Genomic DNA, 18,401 nt, shown 5'->3' with positions numbered 1-18,401 from the left:
CTGATAGTCGGTATAGTAATCAAATCCGATATAGCCACTGGCGGCATAGGGGTCAGTCAAAATCAGCCGGTCTTCCATGGCCGCTGGGTTAACCAGGTAAGTCTCGGGCTCAGGACTATGCTGCGTGTCTTCAGGGAAATACTGTGTGACCCGAGAATTCGAGTATGTTGCAGCATTTTGCCAATGAATTGATCCTTGCAACTCATTCGTGGTATTAACGTCTTAGGCATTATACCTTGGTCGGATTTGTGGCTATCAATGTTGGTCGACGTGGCGAGCGGTGGTCATAAGTGGTTCTGTAAATATTATTCTGATTAATGAAAAAATCAAAATATCAAAAAACATTCATATACTAACCCGTATAAATGGCAACTAGTTTTGCACATTTTTGTAGGATTTTGATTCTTGCCACTTGAATCTTCTCATCCTCAAACCGAGGGTTTGGTCCAACAATTCCAAGCGCGCCTATGAGCTCACCGTCGGCGCTTAATACAGGCACTGCAAGTGATGTTACGCCTTGTTCGAATTCATTTTTAACTAGTGCAAAACCTTGCTTAACTGTGGTTTCTAACTCACATCCTAATTTATCGAGTTCAACTATAGTATCGGGTGTAAAAGGGACGCGGGGGACGCTCTCTAGGATGTGCTCTTGTGTTTCTGGTTTAGAGAATGCAATTAATGCTCTACCAATTGCGGTTGCTTGTAGCGGAAGTCTAGTACCAACTGTAAAACCTTGCGTGATCATAGTAGAGTCACCTGGTGAGTGAGCAACATAAATCGCTTGGTCGATATCCAGCATTGCAAAAGAGATATCTTCACTCAATTGATCAGAGAAAGTCCTCATAATTGGTGTGACATGTTTCCCCAGGTCTCGCCCTTGCAAAAAACCGCTGGCCAAACTAAGAATATGTGGTGTTAGTCGGTACACTCGATTACGACTTTCTAAATAGCCATAGTATTGAAGTGTCAATACTAGGCGGCGAACAACTGTCCTGTTCAATTTTGTCTTCTTTGCAATCGACGGTATGGTCAACTCCCGGTCATTGGCGTCAAATGCCGTCAGTACTTGCAACCCCTTGGCAAAGGTCATGGAAATGTCTTTCTGGGTTAATTGTTCGCTCATCTACTTTCCCTACATGTCTGCTAATCGATACTACACCACCGTAGACTCTTCAACTACTGCAGTTCTCGTTTAATTTATTAGACCACAGTTTAATAAAATTCTGACTTCCTCGTGCATGAATTATTCCCCATATTTTGGCTGACGGTGCTGTTTCATTGATCAGTGATGATAGGTAAATTTAGACACACATCAATAATGGCATTCGATTTCATATAAGAATGCCTCTTATATGTAGAGTAATAACTAGTTGCTGATCAAATAGGTGAGTCATGCACTAGCTCTCTTCCTTCGGGAAAATTCTGAATAGCATCTTCTTTGCAAAGTGTTGACATAGGTCAAGCGATCGATTAAAACTCTACCATCAAGAACGATAATAGACCATTTGATCGATAATCGCCCAAAAAGAATGTAAATTTTATTTGAAGAGGTCAAAAAATATGAAACCTGCGATGAAGATTCTCACTGCATCAGCCCTCGCATGTACCTTATTTGGTACGTCATACGCCCAATCAGCTGAGGTAAATCTGAATCTTGCTCATTTTATGCCCCAAAACAGCTGGCAGCAGAACGTTATTTTTAACGACTGGAAACAGGCTGTTGAAGAGCAGTCAGATGGTCGTATCGCGGTGACCGTGTACCCAGCTCAAACACTGGGTCGAGCACCAGCAGGATACGACAACGCTGTGTCAGGTATTACCGATATTGCGTGGACAGTCCAGGGGTACACCGCTGGGCGTTTCCCGTTAAGTCAGCTGATGGAACTACCGGGTCTGTTTGAAACGGGAGCTGTAGGCTCTTGCGCTTTTCAGAAGCTCTACAACAGCGGTGCGCTGGATGAGGAGTACAAGGAGTCGAAAGTGCTTTATGTTCACACACACAGCCCAGGTCACCTACATACACGTGAGACTCAAGTTACCTCACTTGAGGATCTGAAAGGCCTTAAAATCCGTCGACCAACGGCTGTTATTGGCGAATTGTTAACCGAACTAGGTGCTGAACCTATTGGGATGCCCGCTCCTGAAGTATACCCCGGTCTTCAGCGAGGTGTCATTGACGGCTATATGTTTCCGTGGGAAACCATTCAAAGTTTCCGTACCGGTGAGGTAACAGATTATCACTTGGAGTTTGGTTTCTACTCGCTCGCCTTTGTCACAACAATGAATAAAAATAGTTATGACAGTCTTCCCGAAGATCTAAAAAAAGTTATTGATGATAACTCTGGCATGGAATGGGCAGTAACGGCTGGTCGTGGTTACGACGATGCGGATGTCCTTTCACTAGAGAGTATCCGGGCCAGTGATGCAGTCATTACTCAGCTATCACCAGAAGAGCAGGCTCAATGGCAATCTGCGGCGGACAAGGTTGTACAGGCCTATGTGACTCAGCTCGACAATCAAGGACTTCCTGGTAGCGAGACTCTTGCAAGCGTTAGAGAGTACGTTGAAGAGTGTGAAGTTGAGCTTTAATAAGACTTAGCCAGGAGTATCGACGTGGAACGACTTATCAGCGTTTTCGATAAAATCGCCTTTTTTTCATTAAGCAGTATGGTTTTCATCGTGGTTGCTAGTGTTCTGGGTCGATTGATTTTTGACTTAACGGGGGGAACTTTAAGTTTGGTTCTTCCTGGTTCCATCGAACTGGTCAGTTACGCCCTTGCTATCATGGTTTTCTCATCGTTTCCGCGGGCAGTAATGGGTGGGATGGTTAAAGTTGATCTACTTGTGAGGGTTTTGCCAGTGCCCGTACAGCGGTTTCTTGACCGGCTTTGGGATTTAGTGTTGGCATCTTTTGCGGCAATTGTAGGTTTTTTGTTTTTCCACAAAATGCTCACCATGTTCAAGCGAGGGGACGTCTCTCAAGATCTGGAAATTCCGCTCTATCTGGTTTATGGAGTCCTAACAATTTGCTGCATCTGTATTGTGCTCACGGCGGTGTGGTTAGCCATTAAAGGCGAACGCGACTTAACCCCCAACAAGTAAATTCAAAGGACTTACACATGGATCCATTATCTATTGGTATCGTTGGTTTGCTTGGTGTTCTGGCTTTGCTTGCCTTGGGCTGTCCGGTTGGTCTAGCTATGATTCTTGCAGGAGGCTTTGGGTTTTCTGCGATTGTTGGAATCGACCCGGCTCTAAATGTACTTGAAACGGCTGCATTTGAAGTCTCATCAAATTATTCGTTCACGCTAATTCCCCTTTTTCTATTTATGGGGAGTATTGCAGCCCGATCTGGTTTCTCGAAAGACCTGTTCGATTCATCTCGCTACTTTTCCCGAGGTTGGAATGGTGGTCTCGCTCTGGCAGCAGTCAGTAGCAGTGCAGCTTTTTCGGCAATATCAGGATCATCTCTCGCAACAGCGTCAACTATGACGCGAGTAGCTTACCCGGAAATGATGAAGCAGGGCTATCACCCCCGGCTCGCAGCCGGCTCGCTGGCAGCGGGTGGGACTCTTGGTATTATGATTCCACCTTCAGTGGCGCTGTTATTGTATTCATTGATAACAGAGCAATCAGTAGGAGATATGTTTTTAGCCGGATTTCTGCCTGGTCTATTAGCCTATTCACTATATATGGTCACCGTTACCATCATGGTACGTAAGTGGCGACCAACTGCAGAGCAAACCAAGACTGAAGGCACGACTCTTTGGGTTGCACTGAAGCAACTAGCACCGGTTGCGCTTCTTTTCTCATTGGTAATGGGAGGTCTTTATGGTGGCCTGTTTTCACCAACAGAAGCGGCAGGAGTTGGTGCAGGCTTAGCACTTGTGTTTGCGCTTTTTAGAGGGCTTAGTTGGGAGGAGTACCGTGAAGCAGTAGTTGAGGCCGTATCTGTATCAGCAACTATTTTTCTGATCTTGATCGGTGCTGAAGTCTTTGGCTTCTTGCTGTCTGTAAGTCAGATTTCATATCAAATGGTTGATCTGATCTACCAATACAACCTGAGTCCTTGGATGGTCATGATAGCCATTATTATCTTCTACGTAATAATGGGGTGTTTTCTTGAAAGTCTGGCGATGATTCTACTAACAGTGCCAATTTTTTACCCCGTAGTCGTTGCCAGTGGATTTGATCCTATTTGGTTTGGAATCATTGCGGTCGTTACAGTTGAGACTGGCCTCATTTCTCCGCCGGTAGGTATGAATCTTTTTGTAGTTCAAAGTGCCGCCAAAGGGCTTAAAACAAAAGACATAATGTTTGGTGTGATTCCATTTGTTATGGCTGACCTAGTTCGTCTCGCCATACTATTGGCGTTCCCGATAATTTCACTATGGCTGCCCAGTGTATTCGGCAGTGGAAGTTTATAATCTATTTTTGGACATATTGTTATGAGCAAAAGTATTACTATTTGCTTTGAACTTTCTGACGGCAGTAGAAAGGAAGTTGAAGCAGAGTTAGGTCAAAGTGTTATGCAAACTGCTATCTTCAATAATGTTGAAGGAATAGATGCTGAATGCGGTGGAAGCTGCATGTGTGCTACCTGCCATGTGTACTCCAATGATTCAAATGCTTTGATTCTTCCTGAGATTGAAGAGGAAGAGGAAGAAATGTTGAGCGAGACTGCAGCGGAACGTAAGCCGTTCAGTCGATTGAGCTGCCAACTTTTAGTTACTGAAGAACTGGACGGTGCAGTCTTTCAAATTCCAGAGGTCCAGTCATGACTCATGGTGTGGTCATTGTTGGAGCCTCGCACGCGGGCGTACAGGTGGCTATCTCACTGCGTGACCTGGGTTACGAAAGACCGATTACCTTAATCAGTGGCGAACAGGGTTTGCCGTATCAAAAACCACCCCTGTCTAAGGGGTTCTTGAGTGGCGGTATAGACTATTCACGGATGGCTTTTCGGAACGCTGACTATTTTATCGGCAAATCGATAAAGCTGCTCCAGAATAGATGGGTATTAAGTATTGACCGTGATGCCAAATCTGTAGTGGTGAAGTCAGGTTTAAACGGGAAAAGTGATGTTATAGGCTATGACCATTTAGTACTGACAACAGGGGCTTCTGCTAAAAACCCTACGATTCCCGGCGTTGACCTTCCAGCTGTGGTGACCATCCGGGAAGTCAGTGATTCGCTCTCGGTAAAAAGCGCTATAGAAACAGCTAGTAGAATAGTTGTTTATGGCGCGGGGTTTGTCAGTCTTGAAGTTGCCTCCACGTTAGCGAAGATGGGAAAGAATGTCATTGTTGTTGCACGTAGCGGTAGAGTTCTTACCCGTATCTTACCCAAGGAACTCTCTGATTTTCTTGTTAATCGTCATAAGGCCACTGGAACAGACTTCATTTTCAACTCGACGATCGAATCCATTTCTGCTGTTTCGGGAAACACGACCAATGTACACCTGGATTCAGGAAAAAGGCTAACCGCTGATCTGGTCGTTCTAGGTATTGGTACCACTGTGAATGATCAATTAGCTAATGACGCGGGGTTGCAGTGTGACGATGGTATTTTGGTTGACAGAGCGTGCTTAACGTCTGACCCATTCATTTCAGCAGCAGGCGATTGCGCTTCTTGGGTTCAAGTGCACGACAGTCAACCAACAAGAGCTGAGTGCGTTCAAACTGCAGTTGACCAGGCAAAAATCATCGCTGCACGTTTAGCCGGAAAGCCTTTGCCGGAGCAGGTTTCTCCATGGTTTTGGACTGATCAGGTAGGCATAAAATTACAGATTGCTGGCAACACTCTTGACTACGATGACATGGTCGTTCGCGGAGACGTTGCGAGTGATAAGTTTTCCCTTATTTATTATCGCTCAGGTGCAATCGTTAGAGTCGATTCGGTGAATAGCCCTGCTGATCATCTTGCTGCTCGTAAATTAGTAACGAATCAGTCTGTGGTTTCAAAGGACCTGGTCGTCGATTCTGATACTAAGTTGAAAACACTTAATTGAATAACAACTGCTCTTGCAGCAGTGGAGTAGGAGTCTAAATCATATGATGAGTCAAGAGAAAAATAATGAGTTGACATTAGTGGGGAGAGAGCAGCCTGCAGGTCAGTTGTTACGCCAATACTGGATGCCGGCCGCATTGTCGGAGGAGTTAGAGGCGGACCGTCCGGTGGTGCCCGTTAATCTATTGGGTGAAAGGCTCGCTCTACATAGAAACAACGATAGTCAGTTGGTTCTGATGGATCGCCATTGCCCGCACCGGGGCGCTGATCTGACCTTTGGGCGAGTAGAGGACGGTGGTGTTCGCTGCCCTTTTCATGGTTGGAAGTTTGATGAAACTGGTCAGTGTATAGATCAGCCAGCAGAGCCAACAAATAAAATGTGTAAAAATGTGAAGCTTAACTCCTATCCCACAAAGGAGGTTAATGGCGTTATATTTGCGTTTTTGGGAGATGGTGAACCACCGGCTTTTCCAAATTTTGACTGCTTTAAAGCGCCGTCCTCACATGTATTTGCGTTTAAAGGGCTTTGGGAGTGTAACTGGTTGCAGGCGCTAGAAGTTGGGATTGATCCCGCACACGCTTCGTTCTTGCACCGATTTCTTGAAGATGAAGACCCGGAAGATCAGTATGGTAAACAATTTCGAGATAAAGCTGCAGATACTGATTTCCCGATAACAAAGATATTGCGAGAATTCGATCAACCTGAAATACAGATTGAAGAAACCGATTTCGGTATGCGTATGATCGCCCTTAGAGACCTGAAAAATGGTCAAAGTCACGTCAGATTAACTAATCAGATATTTCCCTGCGCGATTACTATACCGATGTCCAATGACATGAATATTACCCAATGGCACGTACCGATCGACGATGAAAACTGTTTTTGGTTTTCGATGTTTACCAGTTTTACGGATCCTGTTGATAAAGAGAAGATGCGAGATCAGCGCTTGAAAGAGCATACGTTGCCCGATTACGCGCCTATTCGTAACAAACGTAATGAATATGGGTATAGCCGAGAGGAGCAAGACAAGCAAACCTGGACTGGCATGGGTATGGATATTAATGTTCATGATCAATGGGCCTGTGAGTCAATGGGCCGTATTCAAGATCGAACAAACGAACATTTAGCGACGACTGACAGAGCCATTATCCTACATCGGAGGAAGCTGATAAAAGCCATGAAGGTGCTTTCTCAAGGTGGCGATCGTAGTACGCTCCCGTTGTATGGCAGTAAAGCAGAGGTAGAGCTTATTACTGGGCCCATAGCGGTAGATGCAGTGGCACCGACTAGTGATTGGGAATCGTCCTGGAAGAAACGCGACAGCGACCGTCGAAAGGCATGTACGTGGGAATCGGAACTCTAGGTCTTAACGGTGCTCCCACTGAGCTCTGGTTCCTGGGGTGACAGAATTTGAAGAGGTTTTTATGACTGACGCATCGAGCGAAGTTGAAAAGTCGGGATTTGCAGGTATGCACAAACTTTGGACTAAGAAGCAGTTCGAGGACCGTAACCTTGCGCTAGAGGAAGCACTGTCCAATAAAGTAGAGGTGGTGCGGGTTTCATTTGTCGATCAACACGGCGTACTACGTGGAAAAACGATAGCTGCTAGTGCCTTGAAGTCGGCATTCGACAGTGGCATCACTATGACTTCTACCATGCTTCTAAAGGATACCTCCCACCTGACGGTATTTAATGTTTGGGATGATGATGCAGGGTTTGGAGAAGGTAATATGACGGGTGCCGGTGATGTTCTGATGTTGCCCGACCCCAGTACCTTTAAGATACTACCCTGGTCGACTCATACTGGGTGGGTATTGGCTGATTTGTACCATGCCAGTGGTGAACCTGTTGCTTTATCGACTCGCGCAATATTGAGAGAAGCACAGGGTCGACTCAATGGTATGGGTCTTGAGTTTATTGCGGGCCTAGAGGTTGAGTTTCATGTCTTCAAGAAGTCTGATAATCAGGTTTCACCCAATGCGATGGCTACGCCTGGCAATCCACCTCCTACCGAATTGATAACTGCAGGGTATCAGTATCTCACAGAGAATTGTTATGACCAGGCTGAGGCGGTTTTCGACCTTATACGCAGAAATGCAGAGGGGTTAGGCTTACCTATAAGGTCACTAGAGATCGAGTTTGGGCCGAGTCAGTTCGAGGTCACATTTGATCCACGGCCTGCGTTGGAGCAAGCCGATAATATGATCATGTTCCGCTCTATGGTGAAACAGGTGTGCGCCCGGCATGGACTGCATGCGACGTTCATGTGTCGACCTAAGTTCAAGGAGGCCCTAGCCAGTGGTTGGCATCTACACCAATCTCTTATTGACATCGATACTAAGGAAAACGTCTTTATCCCGGATGCTGGAGAGGCGATATCAAAGACCGGCTTACACTGGATTGCAGGTATCCTCGCTCATGCCGAAGAAAGCTGTATTTTTTCTACCCCAACCATTAATGGCTATAAACGATATATGCCTATGAGCCTGGCTCCCGATCGCATTCAGTGGGGACAGGATAACCGTGGTGCCATGGTCCGTTGTTTGGCGAAACCAGGCGACAAGGCGAGCCGAATCGAGAACCGAATAGGAGAGCCGGCGGCGAACCCCTATCTATATATTACATCGCAGATCTTAAGTGGTATGGATGGGTTGATGAGTCAATTAGACCCTCCGCCTGCTGTATCAAATCGGTCTACTAGTGTCGCGAAACAGCTGCCTTCGTGTCTGCAGGATGCATTGAACGCCTTCTCGTCAGGAGAGTTCTACTCACAACAAATCGGTAAGGAATTTGTAACGTACTACGCACGATTAAAACAAGCAGAATGGGATCGCTTTCTCCATACTATTACTGACTGGGAAGAACGCGAATATTTTACTTTATTCTAGGATGTATACGATATGCCTCACTTTGTAATTGAGTACGCTCGGATAGTTGAAGAAACGGTGGATGTAGTGGATGTAATGGAAGGTGTTTTTGAAGCAGCCGTACAAAGTGAGGTTATGCAAGCCGAAGATGTGAAAGTAAGAGCAATAGCTTACGATCACTACAGGTTATATGAAAACAAAGGTAACTTCATTCATGTTACTGTGTGCTTACTTCAGGGCAGGACTGATCAGCAGAAAGAGAGGGTAGCGATAGAGGTTAGGAACTGTTTAGCTCACCTGCTGCCAGAGATTAGCAGTATCAGTATCGATGTCAGGGATATGAACCCTGTAGCCTATAAAAAACGCCTCTTGGTCAATGAGGCTGACTGAATTCAGAAAATTTTCGTGAGTAGCGGTGGGTGCACTTGTTTTGTGTTACGTTAGCCTACCGACCGGTTAAACCGGCCTAATATCATATGATCTTGAGCCTCTGTGACGGGTTTCAATGCAACGATGTGTTTGACCCTATTTTCGGGTTGCATGGGTTGTTATACGCTTAATCCAGGTAATACCTCCGCAGTCGCTTTGCACCGGCCGGTTTGGTAGCAACCAATGTCGCCCGCAAAGGTGCAGGGTGGCCCTCAATGGTTTCGGAAGTATTGTTCAAATTGAGGTAATCGGTTAACGACTGACCGGGCTTCCATTCGGTGGTGCGTTGTTCTTCTGTCGTCGTCGGGGTCACATCAGCGATGTGCACATCTTCAAATCCGGATTTTTCCAGCCAGTGTGCCAGTGCTTTTGGGCTTGGTAAAAACCAGACATTGTTCATGCGGGCGTAGCGACCGGGAGGCACAAATGCCTCGCGTTCGTTACCGTCTACAACCAACGTTTCCAGCACCAGTTCGCCCCCCGGTCTGAGTGCGGCGCGCAGTTCGGCGAGATGATCGAGCGGTGAGCGGCGGTGGTAGAGTACGCCCATGGAAAAGACGGTATCGAAAGCTTCGAGATCCGGTGTCATCGCTTCAAGTGTGAACGGCAATACGGTGTGGCTGGCATCGCCCACGTAGTTGTTAATAGCCAGGTGCTGCACAACCGATAACCAGGACGGGTCAATGCCGGCGACTATTCTTGCGCCTGCGGCTTTTATGCGCCAGCCGTAATAGCCATTGCCACTGCCAACATCCAGCACACAACGTCCGCTCAAATCGCCCAGGTGCGGTGTAACCCGCGCCCACTTCAAATCGCAACGCCATTCCGAATCGATGTGGGTGCCGAATACCTGGAAGGGGCCTTTGCGCCAGGGAATCAAGCCGCGCAGCGCCTGGTCCAGTTGTGACTGATCCTCATCGTTCAATTTGGCGGTTGTTGAGAGATTGACGCTGTCCGGATCAAATGTAATGTCATCTATAGCTGGCAACTGTTTAATGAAGGCCAGGAAACGGGGCAGGTTGCCGTCGTTGAGGTTGGCGAACAGTTCATCCAGCTGAATTTGCAGCGGTGCCTGCCAAACGGCCAGTGGCGTTCCGGTTAGGGTGTCGATAAAGGGGCGGTAGTCAATCATGCGGTCACTTGATGGCGAGAAAGGAAGCGAAGTTGAAACTCTGAAACCAGAGGGTGGCGGTGCTGAAGCCGACGGCGTCGAGCCGCTGCAGGTGGTCTTCGGCGGTTTCCGGCAATAAGATGCGTTCGATGGCCTGACGCTTCTGGCTGATTTCCAGATCGCTGTAGCCGTTGGCGCGTTTGAAGTCGTGGTGGTGCTGGATCAGCAGTTGGTCCTGAACCGGGTCCGGGAAGCGCAGTTTTTCAGACAATACCAGCGCCGCGCCGGGCAGCATGCCATCGTAGATCCGTTGCAGGGTCGCCTGGCGTTGTTCCAGCGGTATGAACTGCAGCGTGAAGTTCAGCACAACGAATGAGGCGTTTTCCAGTGTCAGCGAGGTGATGTCCGCGCAGAGTGTCTGGACCGGTGTTGGCAAGTCCTCACTTTCCAGAAAATCGCGGCTGCGCTGGAGCATGGCTTCGCTGTTGTCGACAGCGACAATCACAGCGCCCGGGGCGTGCACCCTGTGGCGCATGGCCAGACTGGCGGCGCCGAGGGAGCTGCCCAGGTCATAGAGTCGGCTGTTCGGTTGGGCGTATTGCTCGGCGAGGATGCCGATCATGCCGATGATGTGGCTGTAGCCCGGAACCGAGCGCTTGATCATGTCCGGGAACACGCGGGCGACGGTGTCGTCGAACCTGAAGTCGGCGACCTGGCCGTGATCACTGGCGTAGATCATGTCTCTGGCGGGCTGTTCAGAGCCGGGTGGCTGGCGATGGGTCATGGTCGGGTAGGTCGCTGTAGGTTAAAAGTGGAGACATTTTACATGGTCGAGCGACTATCTGCGCCCCCATGGTCGAAAATCAGGCAGCGAGCGGTATAATGCGCCGCAATTCGAACCGCTTTGACTGGGAAATGCCGCTTATCTATGAGCACCATTGCTGAAGAAGTCTTAAAACGTCATACCTTTGCCATCATTTCGCACCCTGATGCCGGTAAGACCACGATTACTGAAAAAGTACTTCTGTTCGGGAAGGCCCTGCAAACGGCCGGTACCGTGAAGGGTAAGAAGTCCGGCCAGCACGCCAAGTCGGACTGGATGGAGATGGAAAAAGACCGGGGTATCTCGATCACCACCTCGGTGATGCAGTTTCCGTATATGGATAAACTGGTTAATCTGCTAGATACCCCGGGCCACGAGGATTTCTCCGAAGACACCTATCGCACCCTGACCGCGGTCGACTCCTGTCTGATGGTGATCGACGCCGCCAAGGGCGTCGAGGACCGGACCATCAAGCTGATGGATGTCGCCCGAATGCGTGAAACGCCGGTGCTGACCTTTATGAACAAACTCGACCGGGACATTCGCGAGCCGATCGAGCTGATGGATGAAGTCGAGAATATCCTCAAGATCAGTTGTGCGCCCATCACCTGGCCAATTGGGCAGGGTAAGCAGTTCAAAGGTGTCTATCACCTGCTTACGGGTGAGGTGCTGCTGTACCAGGGCGGCCAAGGCCACACCATTCAGGAGCGTCGGGTGATCAAAGGGCTCGACAACCCCGAGTTGGATGCAGCACTGGGCGAGTATGCCGATGAGCTGCGCCAGGATGTGGAGCTGCTCGCCGCGGCCAACAAGTTTGATCTGGAAGAGTTTCTGGCTGGCCAGCTGACACCGGTATTTTTTGGCACGGCTCTGGGTAATTTTGGTGTCGACCATATGCTGGATGGCCTGGTCGAGTGGGCACCGAACCCCCAGCCACGGGCCACCGATGAGCGGGTCGTTGATGCCAGTGAGACTAACTTCTCCGGTTTTGTGTTCAAAATTCAGGCAAACATGGACCCGAACCACCGCGACCGTGTTGCCTTCTTGCGCATTGTGTCCGGTAAGTACGAGAAAGGCATGAAGATGAAGCACGTCCGAACCGGCAAGGATGTGCGCATTTCCGATGCTCTGACGTTTCTGGCCGGTGACCGTTCAGCGGTTGAGGAAGCCTGGCCCGGCGACATCATCGGGCTGCACAACCACGGCACCATACAGATCGGCGATACCTTTACTCAGGGTGAAATGGTCAAGTTTTCGGGCATCCCGAACTTCGCGCCCGAGCTGTTCCGTCGCATTCGCCTGCGCGATCCGCTCAAGGCCAAGCAATTGCAGAAAGGCCTGATGCAGTTGTCCGAAGAGGGGGCGGTGCAGGTGTTTCGTCCGTTGAAGAACAATGACCTGATCGTCGGTGCCGTGGGTATGCTGCAATTTGACGTTGTTGCGCAGCGGTTGAAGTCGGAATACAAGGTTGATGCAGTTTACGAGCCGATCAGCGTAGCCACCGCGCGCTGGGTTGAGTGTGCCGACCCGCGCAAACTGGAGCAATTCCGCGATAAGGCCTACGATAACCTGGCACTGGATGGCGGTGACAACCTGGCCTATGTGGCACCGACGATGGTGAACCTGCAAATGGCGCAGGAACGGCACCCGGACATTGCTTTCCGGAAAACGCGGGAGCACTGAGCTCGGGTCTGACAGCAGTTCATGGCGGTCGCTGCACGACAGGTGGCCTCATGAAACCCGGAGGTAAGGTATGATTATCTACCTGGTGGCACTGACGCTGATCATAACGGGTGCATCGACCAGTCTGTTCACCCTGCTTCATGGCCGGGTGAGTAAAAGCGGGTTGCGGCTGTATGACGCCAAAGGCTACTGGGTGATCAGCATGCTGATGCTGACCTTTCTGGTGGCCAGCCTGGCTTATTTCTGGGGTGTGACCCGCTTCGCGTTGAACCTGGAAGACGGACTGGAACCTGAGACCGTGATCGGCATGCTGGCGACCGTGTTCGGCTGTATTACCGGCCTGGGCGTTGGCTTGGTACGTTTTTCGAAAGTGACCCCCTCCGTCAGTGGTGACGGGTTGTAATAGGTCGGCTCAGTCCGGTCCCGGTTTTTGAATAATATTTGAGCGAAGGCGCTTGCAAAGGGGTAGTTTGTTCTTTACTATCCGCGCCCTTATTTCGGATTAACTGCCCCTGAGCCCCCCACTTTTATTAGGCGGAGTTAAATGAAAACTTTTGTAGCAAAACCGGCTGAAGTAAAGCGCGACTGGTACGTAGTCGATGCCCAAGGCCAAACGTTAGGTCGCTTGTCGACCGAAATTGCTCGTCGTTTGCGCGGCAAGCATAAAGCAGAGTTCACACCTCACGTGGATACCGGCGATTACATCGTCGTGATCAACGCCGAGAAAGTGGCTGTGACTGGTCGCAAGACCAAGCAAAAAATGTATCACCGCCACACCGGGTACCCGGGTGGCCTGAAGTCTATGAGCTTCGAAAAAATGATCGACCACAAGCCTGAGCGTGTGATCGAACTGGCGGTTAAAGGCATGATTCCCCGGAATCCGCTCGGCCGTGCCATGCTGAAGAAGCTGAAGGTGTATGCCGGTGTCGATCATCCGCATACTGCACAACAGCCCAAAGAACTGAAGATTTAATGGGGAGCGACATGACAGCAATTCAGCAATATTACGGTACAGGTCGCCGCAAAACCTCAGCCGCACGTGTCTACCTGCGTCCGGGTACTGGCCAGATCAGCGTCAACAAGCGCCCTCTGGATGTGTACTTTGGTCGTGAAACGTCACGCATGATCGTTCGTCAGCCGCTGGAACTGGTTGAGCTGACTGACAAGTTCGACATCATCATCAGCGTTGCTGGTGGCGGTGCCAACGGTCAGGCCGGTGCGATTCGTCACGGCATCACTCGTGCCCTGATGGTCTACGACGAGACACTGCGCAAGCAACTGCGTGCCGCCGGTTATGTAACCCGCGACGCTCGGATGGTTGAACGTAAGAAAGTGGGTCTGCACAAGGCGCGTAAGCGTCCGCAATACTCCAAGCGTTAATCGCACTGGATGGCCTTGCTTTCAAAACGCCCGGACTTGTCCGGGCGTTTTTGTTTGTCGCACCACCAGCCGACACCATGATCGGGAAAGTCGCTGACTGCGCCTGGCCCCCTGCCAATACCCCTGTAAGACGAAGGGTTTTCTTGTCAGTGGGAGTGTAATTCTTTAGTATTCCCGTCATTTTGTGGAAACTACCCCGTATTTTTCTACCTTCAGACAGAGGACCTAATAATGACGCAAGACGGCGTAAATAAGGGTCGGCGCCGCTTTCTCTATATCGCGACCGGTGCCATGGGTGCCGTAGGCGCGGTTGGAGTTGCAACCCCGTTCGTCCGCTCCTGGTTTCCCAGTGAGAGAGCGAAGGCGATCGGGGCTCCGGTGACCGTTGATATCAGTAGGCTCGAACCCGGCGAAATGCGCATTGTTGAATGGCGCGGCAAGCCGATTTTTGTTGTTCGGCGTACCGAAGAGGTCATTGCCACCCTGGAAAACGAAGAACTATTAGACCGCCTGTCAGACCCTCGGTCGGAAGTGGCGTCGCAGCAGCCTGAGTACGCGCAGAATCCTGCTCGGTCTCGCTCCGAGGATTTGCTGGTGATTGAAGGTGTCTGTACTCACCTTGGGTGCTCACCCCAGTTTATCCCGAGTGTTGAGCCTCAGTCGTTCGACGAGAACTGGATGGGTGGTTTCTTTTGCCCCTGTCACGGTTCCCGTTTTGATATGGCCGGTCGTGTGTTCAGCGGTGTACCCGCCCCAACCAATCTGGTGGTGCCTCCGCATATGATCGAAGGGTCCATGCTAACCATTGGTGAGGATACTGCCTGATGAGTACTAACAAGCCAGCCTTCATGCAATGGCTCGACCAGCGTTTGCCGGTCACCAATGCCTATGAAAAGCACATGTCCAAGTACTACGCCCCGGTTAACCTGAACTTTTGGTACGTGTTCGGGTTGCTGGCGACACTGGTATTTGCCAACCAGATCCTGACTGGGATTTGGCTGACCATGTCGTTCGTACCCAGTGCCGATGAAGCCTTTCTCTCCGTCGAATACATCATGCGCGATGTCGAGATGGGGTGGTTGATTCGCTACATGCACTCTACAGGTGCTTCTTTCTTCTTTATTGTCGTCTACCTGCACATGTTCCGCGGCATTATGTACGGTTCGTACAAAAAGCCCCGTGAACTGATCTGGGTATTTGGTATGTTCATCTATCTGGTACTGATGGCAGAAGGCTTTATGGGTTATGTTCTGCCCTGGGGGCAGATGTCCTACTGGGGAGCCCAGGTGATCATCTCCCTGTTCGGCGCCATTCCGGTCATTGGTGATGGTCTGACTGAGTGGATCCGGGGTGACTTCCTGATTTCCGGTATTACTCTGAACCGCTTCTTTGCGCTGCACGTTATCGCCTTGCCGCTGGTGCTGGCACTGTTGGTCGTACTGCACATTTTGGCGCTACACGAAGTGGGTTCGAACAATCCCGACGGTATCGACATCAAGAAGCATAAAGATGAGCAGGGTAAACCGCTAGACGGCATTCCGTTCCATCCGTACTACACCCTCGGCAAGCTGCCGATGATCATCCTCTTCCTGTTTGTGTTCTGCGGTGTGATCTTCTTCTTCCCGGAAATGGGTGGCTACTTCCTTGAACACGCCAACTTCGAACCGGCGAATCCGCTGAAAACGCCAGAGCACATTGCGCCAACCTGGTACTACGGTGCTTTCTACTCCATCTTGCGGGCCGTGCCTGACAAGTTGATGGGTGTTATCGCCATGGGTGCTGCCATTGCCATTCTCTTCATCCTGCCCTGGCTGGACAAGAGCCCGGTACTGAGCTGGCGCTACAAAGGCTGGATGAGCAAAACAGCGATCGTTGTGTTTGCTCTGGCCTTTATCATGTTGACTTATCTGGGTGGTCAGCCGGTAAACGACCTGAATACCTGGTTGGCCCGCATTGGCTCCGTGATCTATTTCGGCTTCTTCTTGCTGATGCCGATTTACACGCGCATGGAAACCACCAAACCCGTACCGGAGAGGGTGTCAGCGAAATGAAGAAACTGTTCCTGTCTCTCATATTGAGCATCTCTCCACTGGTGGCCCTGGCCGCCGGTGCCGAGGTTGAGTTGGATCACATCGAGACCGACATCACCGATAAAGCCTCATTGCAGCGCGGTGTGCAGACCTACATGAACTACTGTATGGCCTGTCACTCACTGGAATATGCCCGTTACAACCGGGTCGCGGCCGATCTGGATATTCCCGAAGAGATCTTCGCGGAAAACCTGATCTTTACTGATGCCGCCATCGGTTCGCTGATGGAAAATTCCATGGCGTATGATGATGGTGCCGACTGGTTTGGTGCGGCACCGCCGGATCTAACGCTGGTCGCCCGGGTTCGAGGTGAAGATTGGCTGTATACTTATCTGCGTGGCTTCTACCAGGACGATAGCCGTCCGCTGGGTGTTAATAACTCGGTCTTTGCCAACGTCGGTATGCCGCACGTATTGATGGAACTCCAGGGTTTGTGTGCTGAAGCACCCCATGCTGTTAGCGACCGTCGTTTTGACCCGTTGACCGGTAACCTCATCACCGATGGTGGCTGTGAGAATTACGCCGTTGAGGGTTCTCAGACCAAGGCAGAGTACGACGAGACCATCTATGATCTGGTAAATTTCCTGGATTATATGGGCGAGCCCTATGCCGGTGATCGCGAGCGTATAGGCTGGATGGTGTTTGCATTCCTGGCCGTCTTCCTGGTCATTGGTCAATTGCTGTATCGCGAGTTGTGGAAAGACATTCACTAAGGTGACTGCCGAGTGCCATTTTTGATAAGCGCGGCTGGTCCGCGCTTGTTTTGTCTTGTATCAGGGTGTTTTTACATCGAGGAGAGTATCTAATGGGCGTCGTTGCCAAACGTTCTTCCATGACTTTTTACTCCGATCCAGCCAGTCAATACAGCCACAGGGTGCGTATTGTTTTGGCGGAAAAGGGCGTAGCGGTCGACATCAAAGACGTCGATCCGGATGACATGCCCCAGGAGATTGCCGACATCAACCCCTACAACTCTCTGCCGACGCTGGTCGACCGTGATCTGACGTTGTTTGAACACTACGTGATGATGGAATACCTCGACGAGCGCTTCCCACACCCGCCGTTGTTGCCGGTCTACCCGGTTGCCCGGGCCGAAAGCCGTCAGTACATGGCCCGCATCCAGCGCGACTGGTGCGACAAGGTCGATGTTATCGTTGCTGCCAAGAGTAAAGACAGTGTCACTAAGGCGCGTAAAGAGTTGCGTGAAAGCCTGCTGGCCATTGCGCCTCTGTTCGATGAAAAACCGTTTTTCATGAGCGAGGAATTCACTCTGGTGGATTGCTGTGTTGCGCCGATCCTGTGGCGTTTACCATCCCTTGGCATTGAGTTGACTGAAAAGCAGGCCAAGCCGATCCATAAATACATGGAGCGGCTGTTTGAGCGCGAATCGTTCCAGATCAGTTTGTCTGAGGTCGAGCAGGAGATGCGCGACTGATGAGTGAAATGACCTCCAACAAACCCTATATGCTCAGGGCTTTCCATCAGTGGATCGTCGACAACAACTGCACCCCTTATTTGGTGATTGCAGCCGACTTCCCGGGTGTTGAAGTGCCTGTGCAATTTGTTCGGGATGGTCAGATCACTCTGAATATCGCACCTTCCGCTGTCAGGGAGCTGGTGCTCGACAACCGCTGGGTTGAATTCAGTGCCCGGTTTTCCGGTGTGCCTACATTGGTCAGAGCGCCCATGTCTTCCATTATGGCGATCTTTGCCAAAGAGAATGGTCAGGGCATGGGATTTGATCTCGAAGCGCCGGATGATCCGGATCCGGATGACACGCCGGGTGGCAGTGACGAAGGTGGTAGCAAGAAACCGTCGTTGCGAGTGGTTAAGTAACGCCGCCTGCTGCCAGTTGAATGCACAATAGTAAAAGGCGCCCTCGGGGCGCTTTTTTGTTTTTAAGAAAGTTCAGAAGAAAGTCCTTAAAGGCGTTGACCCTGAGAACTCAGTCCCTATAATGCGCCTCCGCTGTCACCGAACAGCGGCTCCAACCGGCTCGGATGCCAGA

At 50.3% G+C, this 18,401-nt stretch carries 21 protein-coding genes; 17 read left to right on the top strand and 4 right to left on the bottom strand.

Annotated features, from left to right (window positions below; translation table 11 throughout):
- A partial coding sequence (locus WEB54_RS12135) for a hypothetical protein (protein ID WP_368055935.1) occupies window positions 1–201 on the bottom strand: 201 nt, incomplete at its 3' end.
- A gap of 151 nt (window positions 202–352) precedes the next feature.
- Window positions 353–1,123 carry an IclR family transcriptional regulator gene (locus WEB54_RS12130; RefSeq protein WP_368055933.1) on the bottom strand — a complete coding sequence of 257 codons (771 nt, stop codon included), beginning with the start codon at window positions 1,121–1,123 and terminating at the stop codon, window positions 353–355.
- 437 nt (window positions 1,124–1,560) lie between these two features.
- On the opposite strand from WEB54_RS12130, the gene WEB54_RS12125 reads away from it, so the two are divergent.
- The 8 genes from WEB54_RS12125 to WEB54_RS12090 all read left to right on the top strand — a co-directional run bounded on the left by WEB54_RS12125 (window position 1,561) and on the right by WEB54_RS12090 (window position 9,267).
- Complete coding sequence (locus WEB54_RS12125; RefSeq protein ID WP_368055931.1) at window positions 1,561–2,589, top strand: TRAP transporter substrate-binding protein; 1,029 nt, start codon at window positions 1,561–1,563, stop codon at window positions 2,587–2,589.
- A gap of 24 nt (window positions 2,590–2,613) precedes the next feature.
- The gene (locus tag WEB54_RS12120) at window positions 2,614–3,102 is read left to right on the top strand and encodes a TRAP transporter small permease (protein ID WP_368055929.1); all 489 of its coding nucleotides are present in this window, start codon (window positions 2,614–2,616) and stop codon (window positions 3,100–3,102) included.
- A gap of 17 nt (window positions 3,103–3,119) precedes the next feature.
- Window positions 3,120–4,427 (top strand): TRAP transporter large permease, encoded by a 1,308-nt coding sequence (locus tag WEB54_RS12115; RefSeq protein WP_368055927.1) that lies wholly within the window; start codon window positions 3,120–3,122, stop codon window positions 4,425–4,427.
- Between the two features lie 21 nt (window positions 4,428–4,448).
- Entirely contained in the window at window positions 4,449–4,781 is a 333-nt protein-coding gene (locus tag WEB54_RS12110; protein ID WP_368055925.1) for a ferredoxin, read from the top strand.
- Entirely contained in the window at window positions 4,778–6,010 is a 1,233-nt protein-coding gene (locus WEB54_RS12105; protein WP_368055923.1) for an NAD(P)/FAD-dependent oxidoreductase, read from the top strand. The genes WEB54_RS12110 and WEB54_RS12105 overlap by 4 nt, the downstream gene beginning before the upstream one ends.
- A gap of 43 nt (window positions 6,011–6,053) precedes the next feature.
- On the top strand, window positions 6,054–7,373 hold the full coding sequence (locus WEB54_RS12100) for a Rieske 2Fe-2S domain-containing protein (RefSeq protein ID WP_368055921.1): 1,320 nt from the start codon (window positions 6,054–6,056) through the stop codon (window positions 7,371–7,373).
- Window positions 7,374–7,434: 61 nt separating this feature from the next.
- Window positions 7,435–8,898, top strand: a complete 1,464-nt coding sequence (locus tag WEB54_RS12095; RefSeq protein ID WP_368055919.1) for a glutamine synthetase family protein — start codon at window positions 7,435–7,437, stop codon at window positions 8,896–8,898.
- A 12-nt stretch (window positions 8,899–8,910) separates the two neighbouring features.
- On the top strand, window positions 8,911–9,267 hold the full coding sequence (locus tag WEB54_RS12090; RefSeq protein ID WP_368055917.1) for a 5-carboxymethyl-2-hydroxymuconate Delta-isomerase: 357 nt from the start codon (window positions 8,911–8,913) through the stop codon (window positions 9,265–9,267).
- Between the two features lie 166 nt (window positions 9,268–9,433).
- Here the strand turns inward: WEB54_RS12090 and cmoB are convergent, their stop codons facing one another.
- Window positions 9,434–10,438 (bottom strand): tRNA 5-methoxyuridine(34)/uridine 5-oxyacetic acid(34) synthase CmoB, encoded by a 1,005-nt coding sequence (gene cmoB / locus WEB54_RS12085; RefSeq protein WP_368055916.1) that lies wholly within the window; start codon window positions 10,436–10,438, stop codon window positions 9,434–9,436.
- Window positions 10,439–10,442: 4 nt separating this feature from the next.
- Window positions 10,443–11,201, bottom strand: coding sequence for a carboxy-S-adenosyl-L-methionine synthase CmoA (gene cmoA / locus WEB54_RS12080; RefSeq protein WP_368053337.1), 759 nt, complete (start codon window positions 11,199–11,201; stop codon window positions 10,443–10,445).
- 144 nt (window positions 11,202–11,345) lie between these two features.
- Here cmoA and prfC point away from each other — a divergent pair, with 144 nt between their 5' ends.
- The 9 genes from prfC to WEB54_RS12035 all read left to right on the top strand — a co-directional run bounded on the left by prfC (window position 11,346) and on the right by WEB54_RS12035 (window position 18,229).
- Complete coding sequence (gene prfC, locus WEB54_RS12075; protein WP_368053339.1) at window positions 11,346–12,923, top strand: peptide chain release factor 3; 1,578 nt, start codon at window positions 11,346–11,348, stop codon at window positions 12,921–12,923.
- Between the two features lie 70 nt (window positions 12,924–12,993).
- Entirely contained in the window at window positions 12,994–13,326 is a 333-nt protein-coding gene (locus WEB54_RS12070; RefSeq protein ID WP_368053341.1) for a hypothetical protein, read from the top strand.
- Window positions 13,327–13,467: 141 nt separating this feature from the next.
- Entirely contained in the window at window positions 13,468–13,896 is a 429-nt protein-coding gene (rplM, locus tag WEB54_RS12065) for a 50S ribosomal protein L13 (RefSeq protein WP_127559511.1), read from the top strand.
- An 11-nt stretch (window positions 13,897–13,907) separates the two neighbouring features.
- Window positions 13,908–14,303 (top strand): 30S ribosomal protein S9, encoded by a 396-nt coding sequence (gene rpsI, locus WEB54_RS12060; protein WP_368053343.1) that lies wholly within the window; start codon window positions 13,908–13,910, stop codon window positions 14,301–14,303.
- A 231-nt stretch (window positions 14,304–14,534) separates the two neighbouring features.
- Window positions 14,535–15,128, top strand: a complete 594-nt coding sequence (gene petA, locus WEB54_RS12055; protein WP_368053345.1) for a ubiquinol-cytochrome c reductase iron-sulfur subunit — start codon at window positions 14,535–14,537, stop codon at window positions 15,126–15,128.
- A complete protein-coding gene (locus WEB54_RS12050) occupies window positions 15,128–16,354 on the top strand; it encodes a cytochrome bc complex cytochrome b subunit (RefSeq protein ID WP_368053347.1) in 1,227 nt (408 codons plus the stop codon). Before petA ends, WEB54_RS12050 begins: the two co-directional genes overlap by 1 nt.
- Window positions 16,351–17,106: a cytochrome c1 gene (locus tag WEB54_RS12045; protein WP_368053349.1), complete on the top strand. Its 756-nt coding sequence runs from the start codon at window positions 16,351–16,353 to the stop codon at window positions 17,104–17,106. Before WEB54_RS12050 ends, WEB54_RS12045 begins: the two co-directional genes overlap by 4 nt.
- A 92-nt stretch (window positions 17,107–17,198) precedes the next feature.
- Window positions 17,199–17,828 carry a glutathione S-transferase N-terminal domain-containing protein gene (locus tag WEB54_RS12040; protein ID WP_368053351.1) on the top strand — a complete coding sequence of 210 codons (630 nt, stop codon included), beginning with the start codon at window positions 17,199–17,201 and terminating at the stop codon, window positions 17,826–17,828.
- The gene (locus WEB54_RS12035; protein ID WP_368055913.1) at window positions 17,828–18,229 is read left to right on the top strand and encodes a ClpXP protease specificity-enhancing factor; all 402 of its coding nucleotides are present in this window, start codon (window positions 17,828–17,830) and stop codon (window positions 18,227–18,229) included. The genes WEB54_RS12040 and WEB54_RS12035 overlap by 1 nt, the downstream gene beginning before the upstream one ends.
- Window positions 18,230–18,401 lie beyond the last annotated feature (172 nt).

This window comes from Saccharospirillum sp. (genome assembly GCF_040881935.1).
Lineage (GTDB): Bacteria > Pseudomonadota > Gammaproteobacteria > Pseudomonadales > Natronospirillaceae > Saccharospirillum.
The sequence above is the reverse complement of the archived record's forward strand: the minus strand, read 5'-3'. Positions and strand labels throughout refer to the sequence as shown.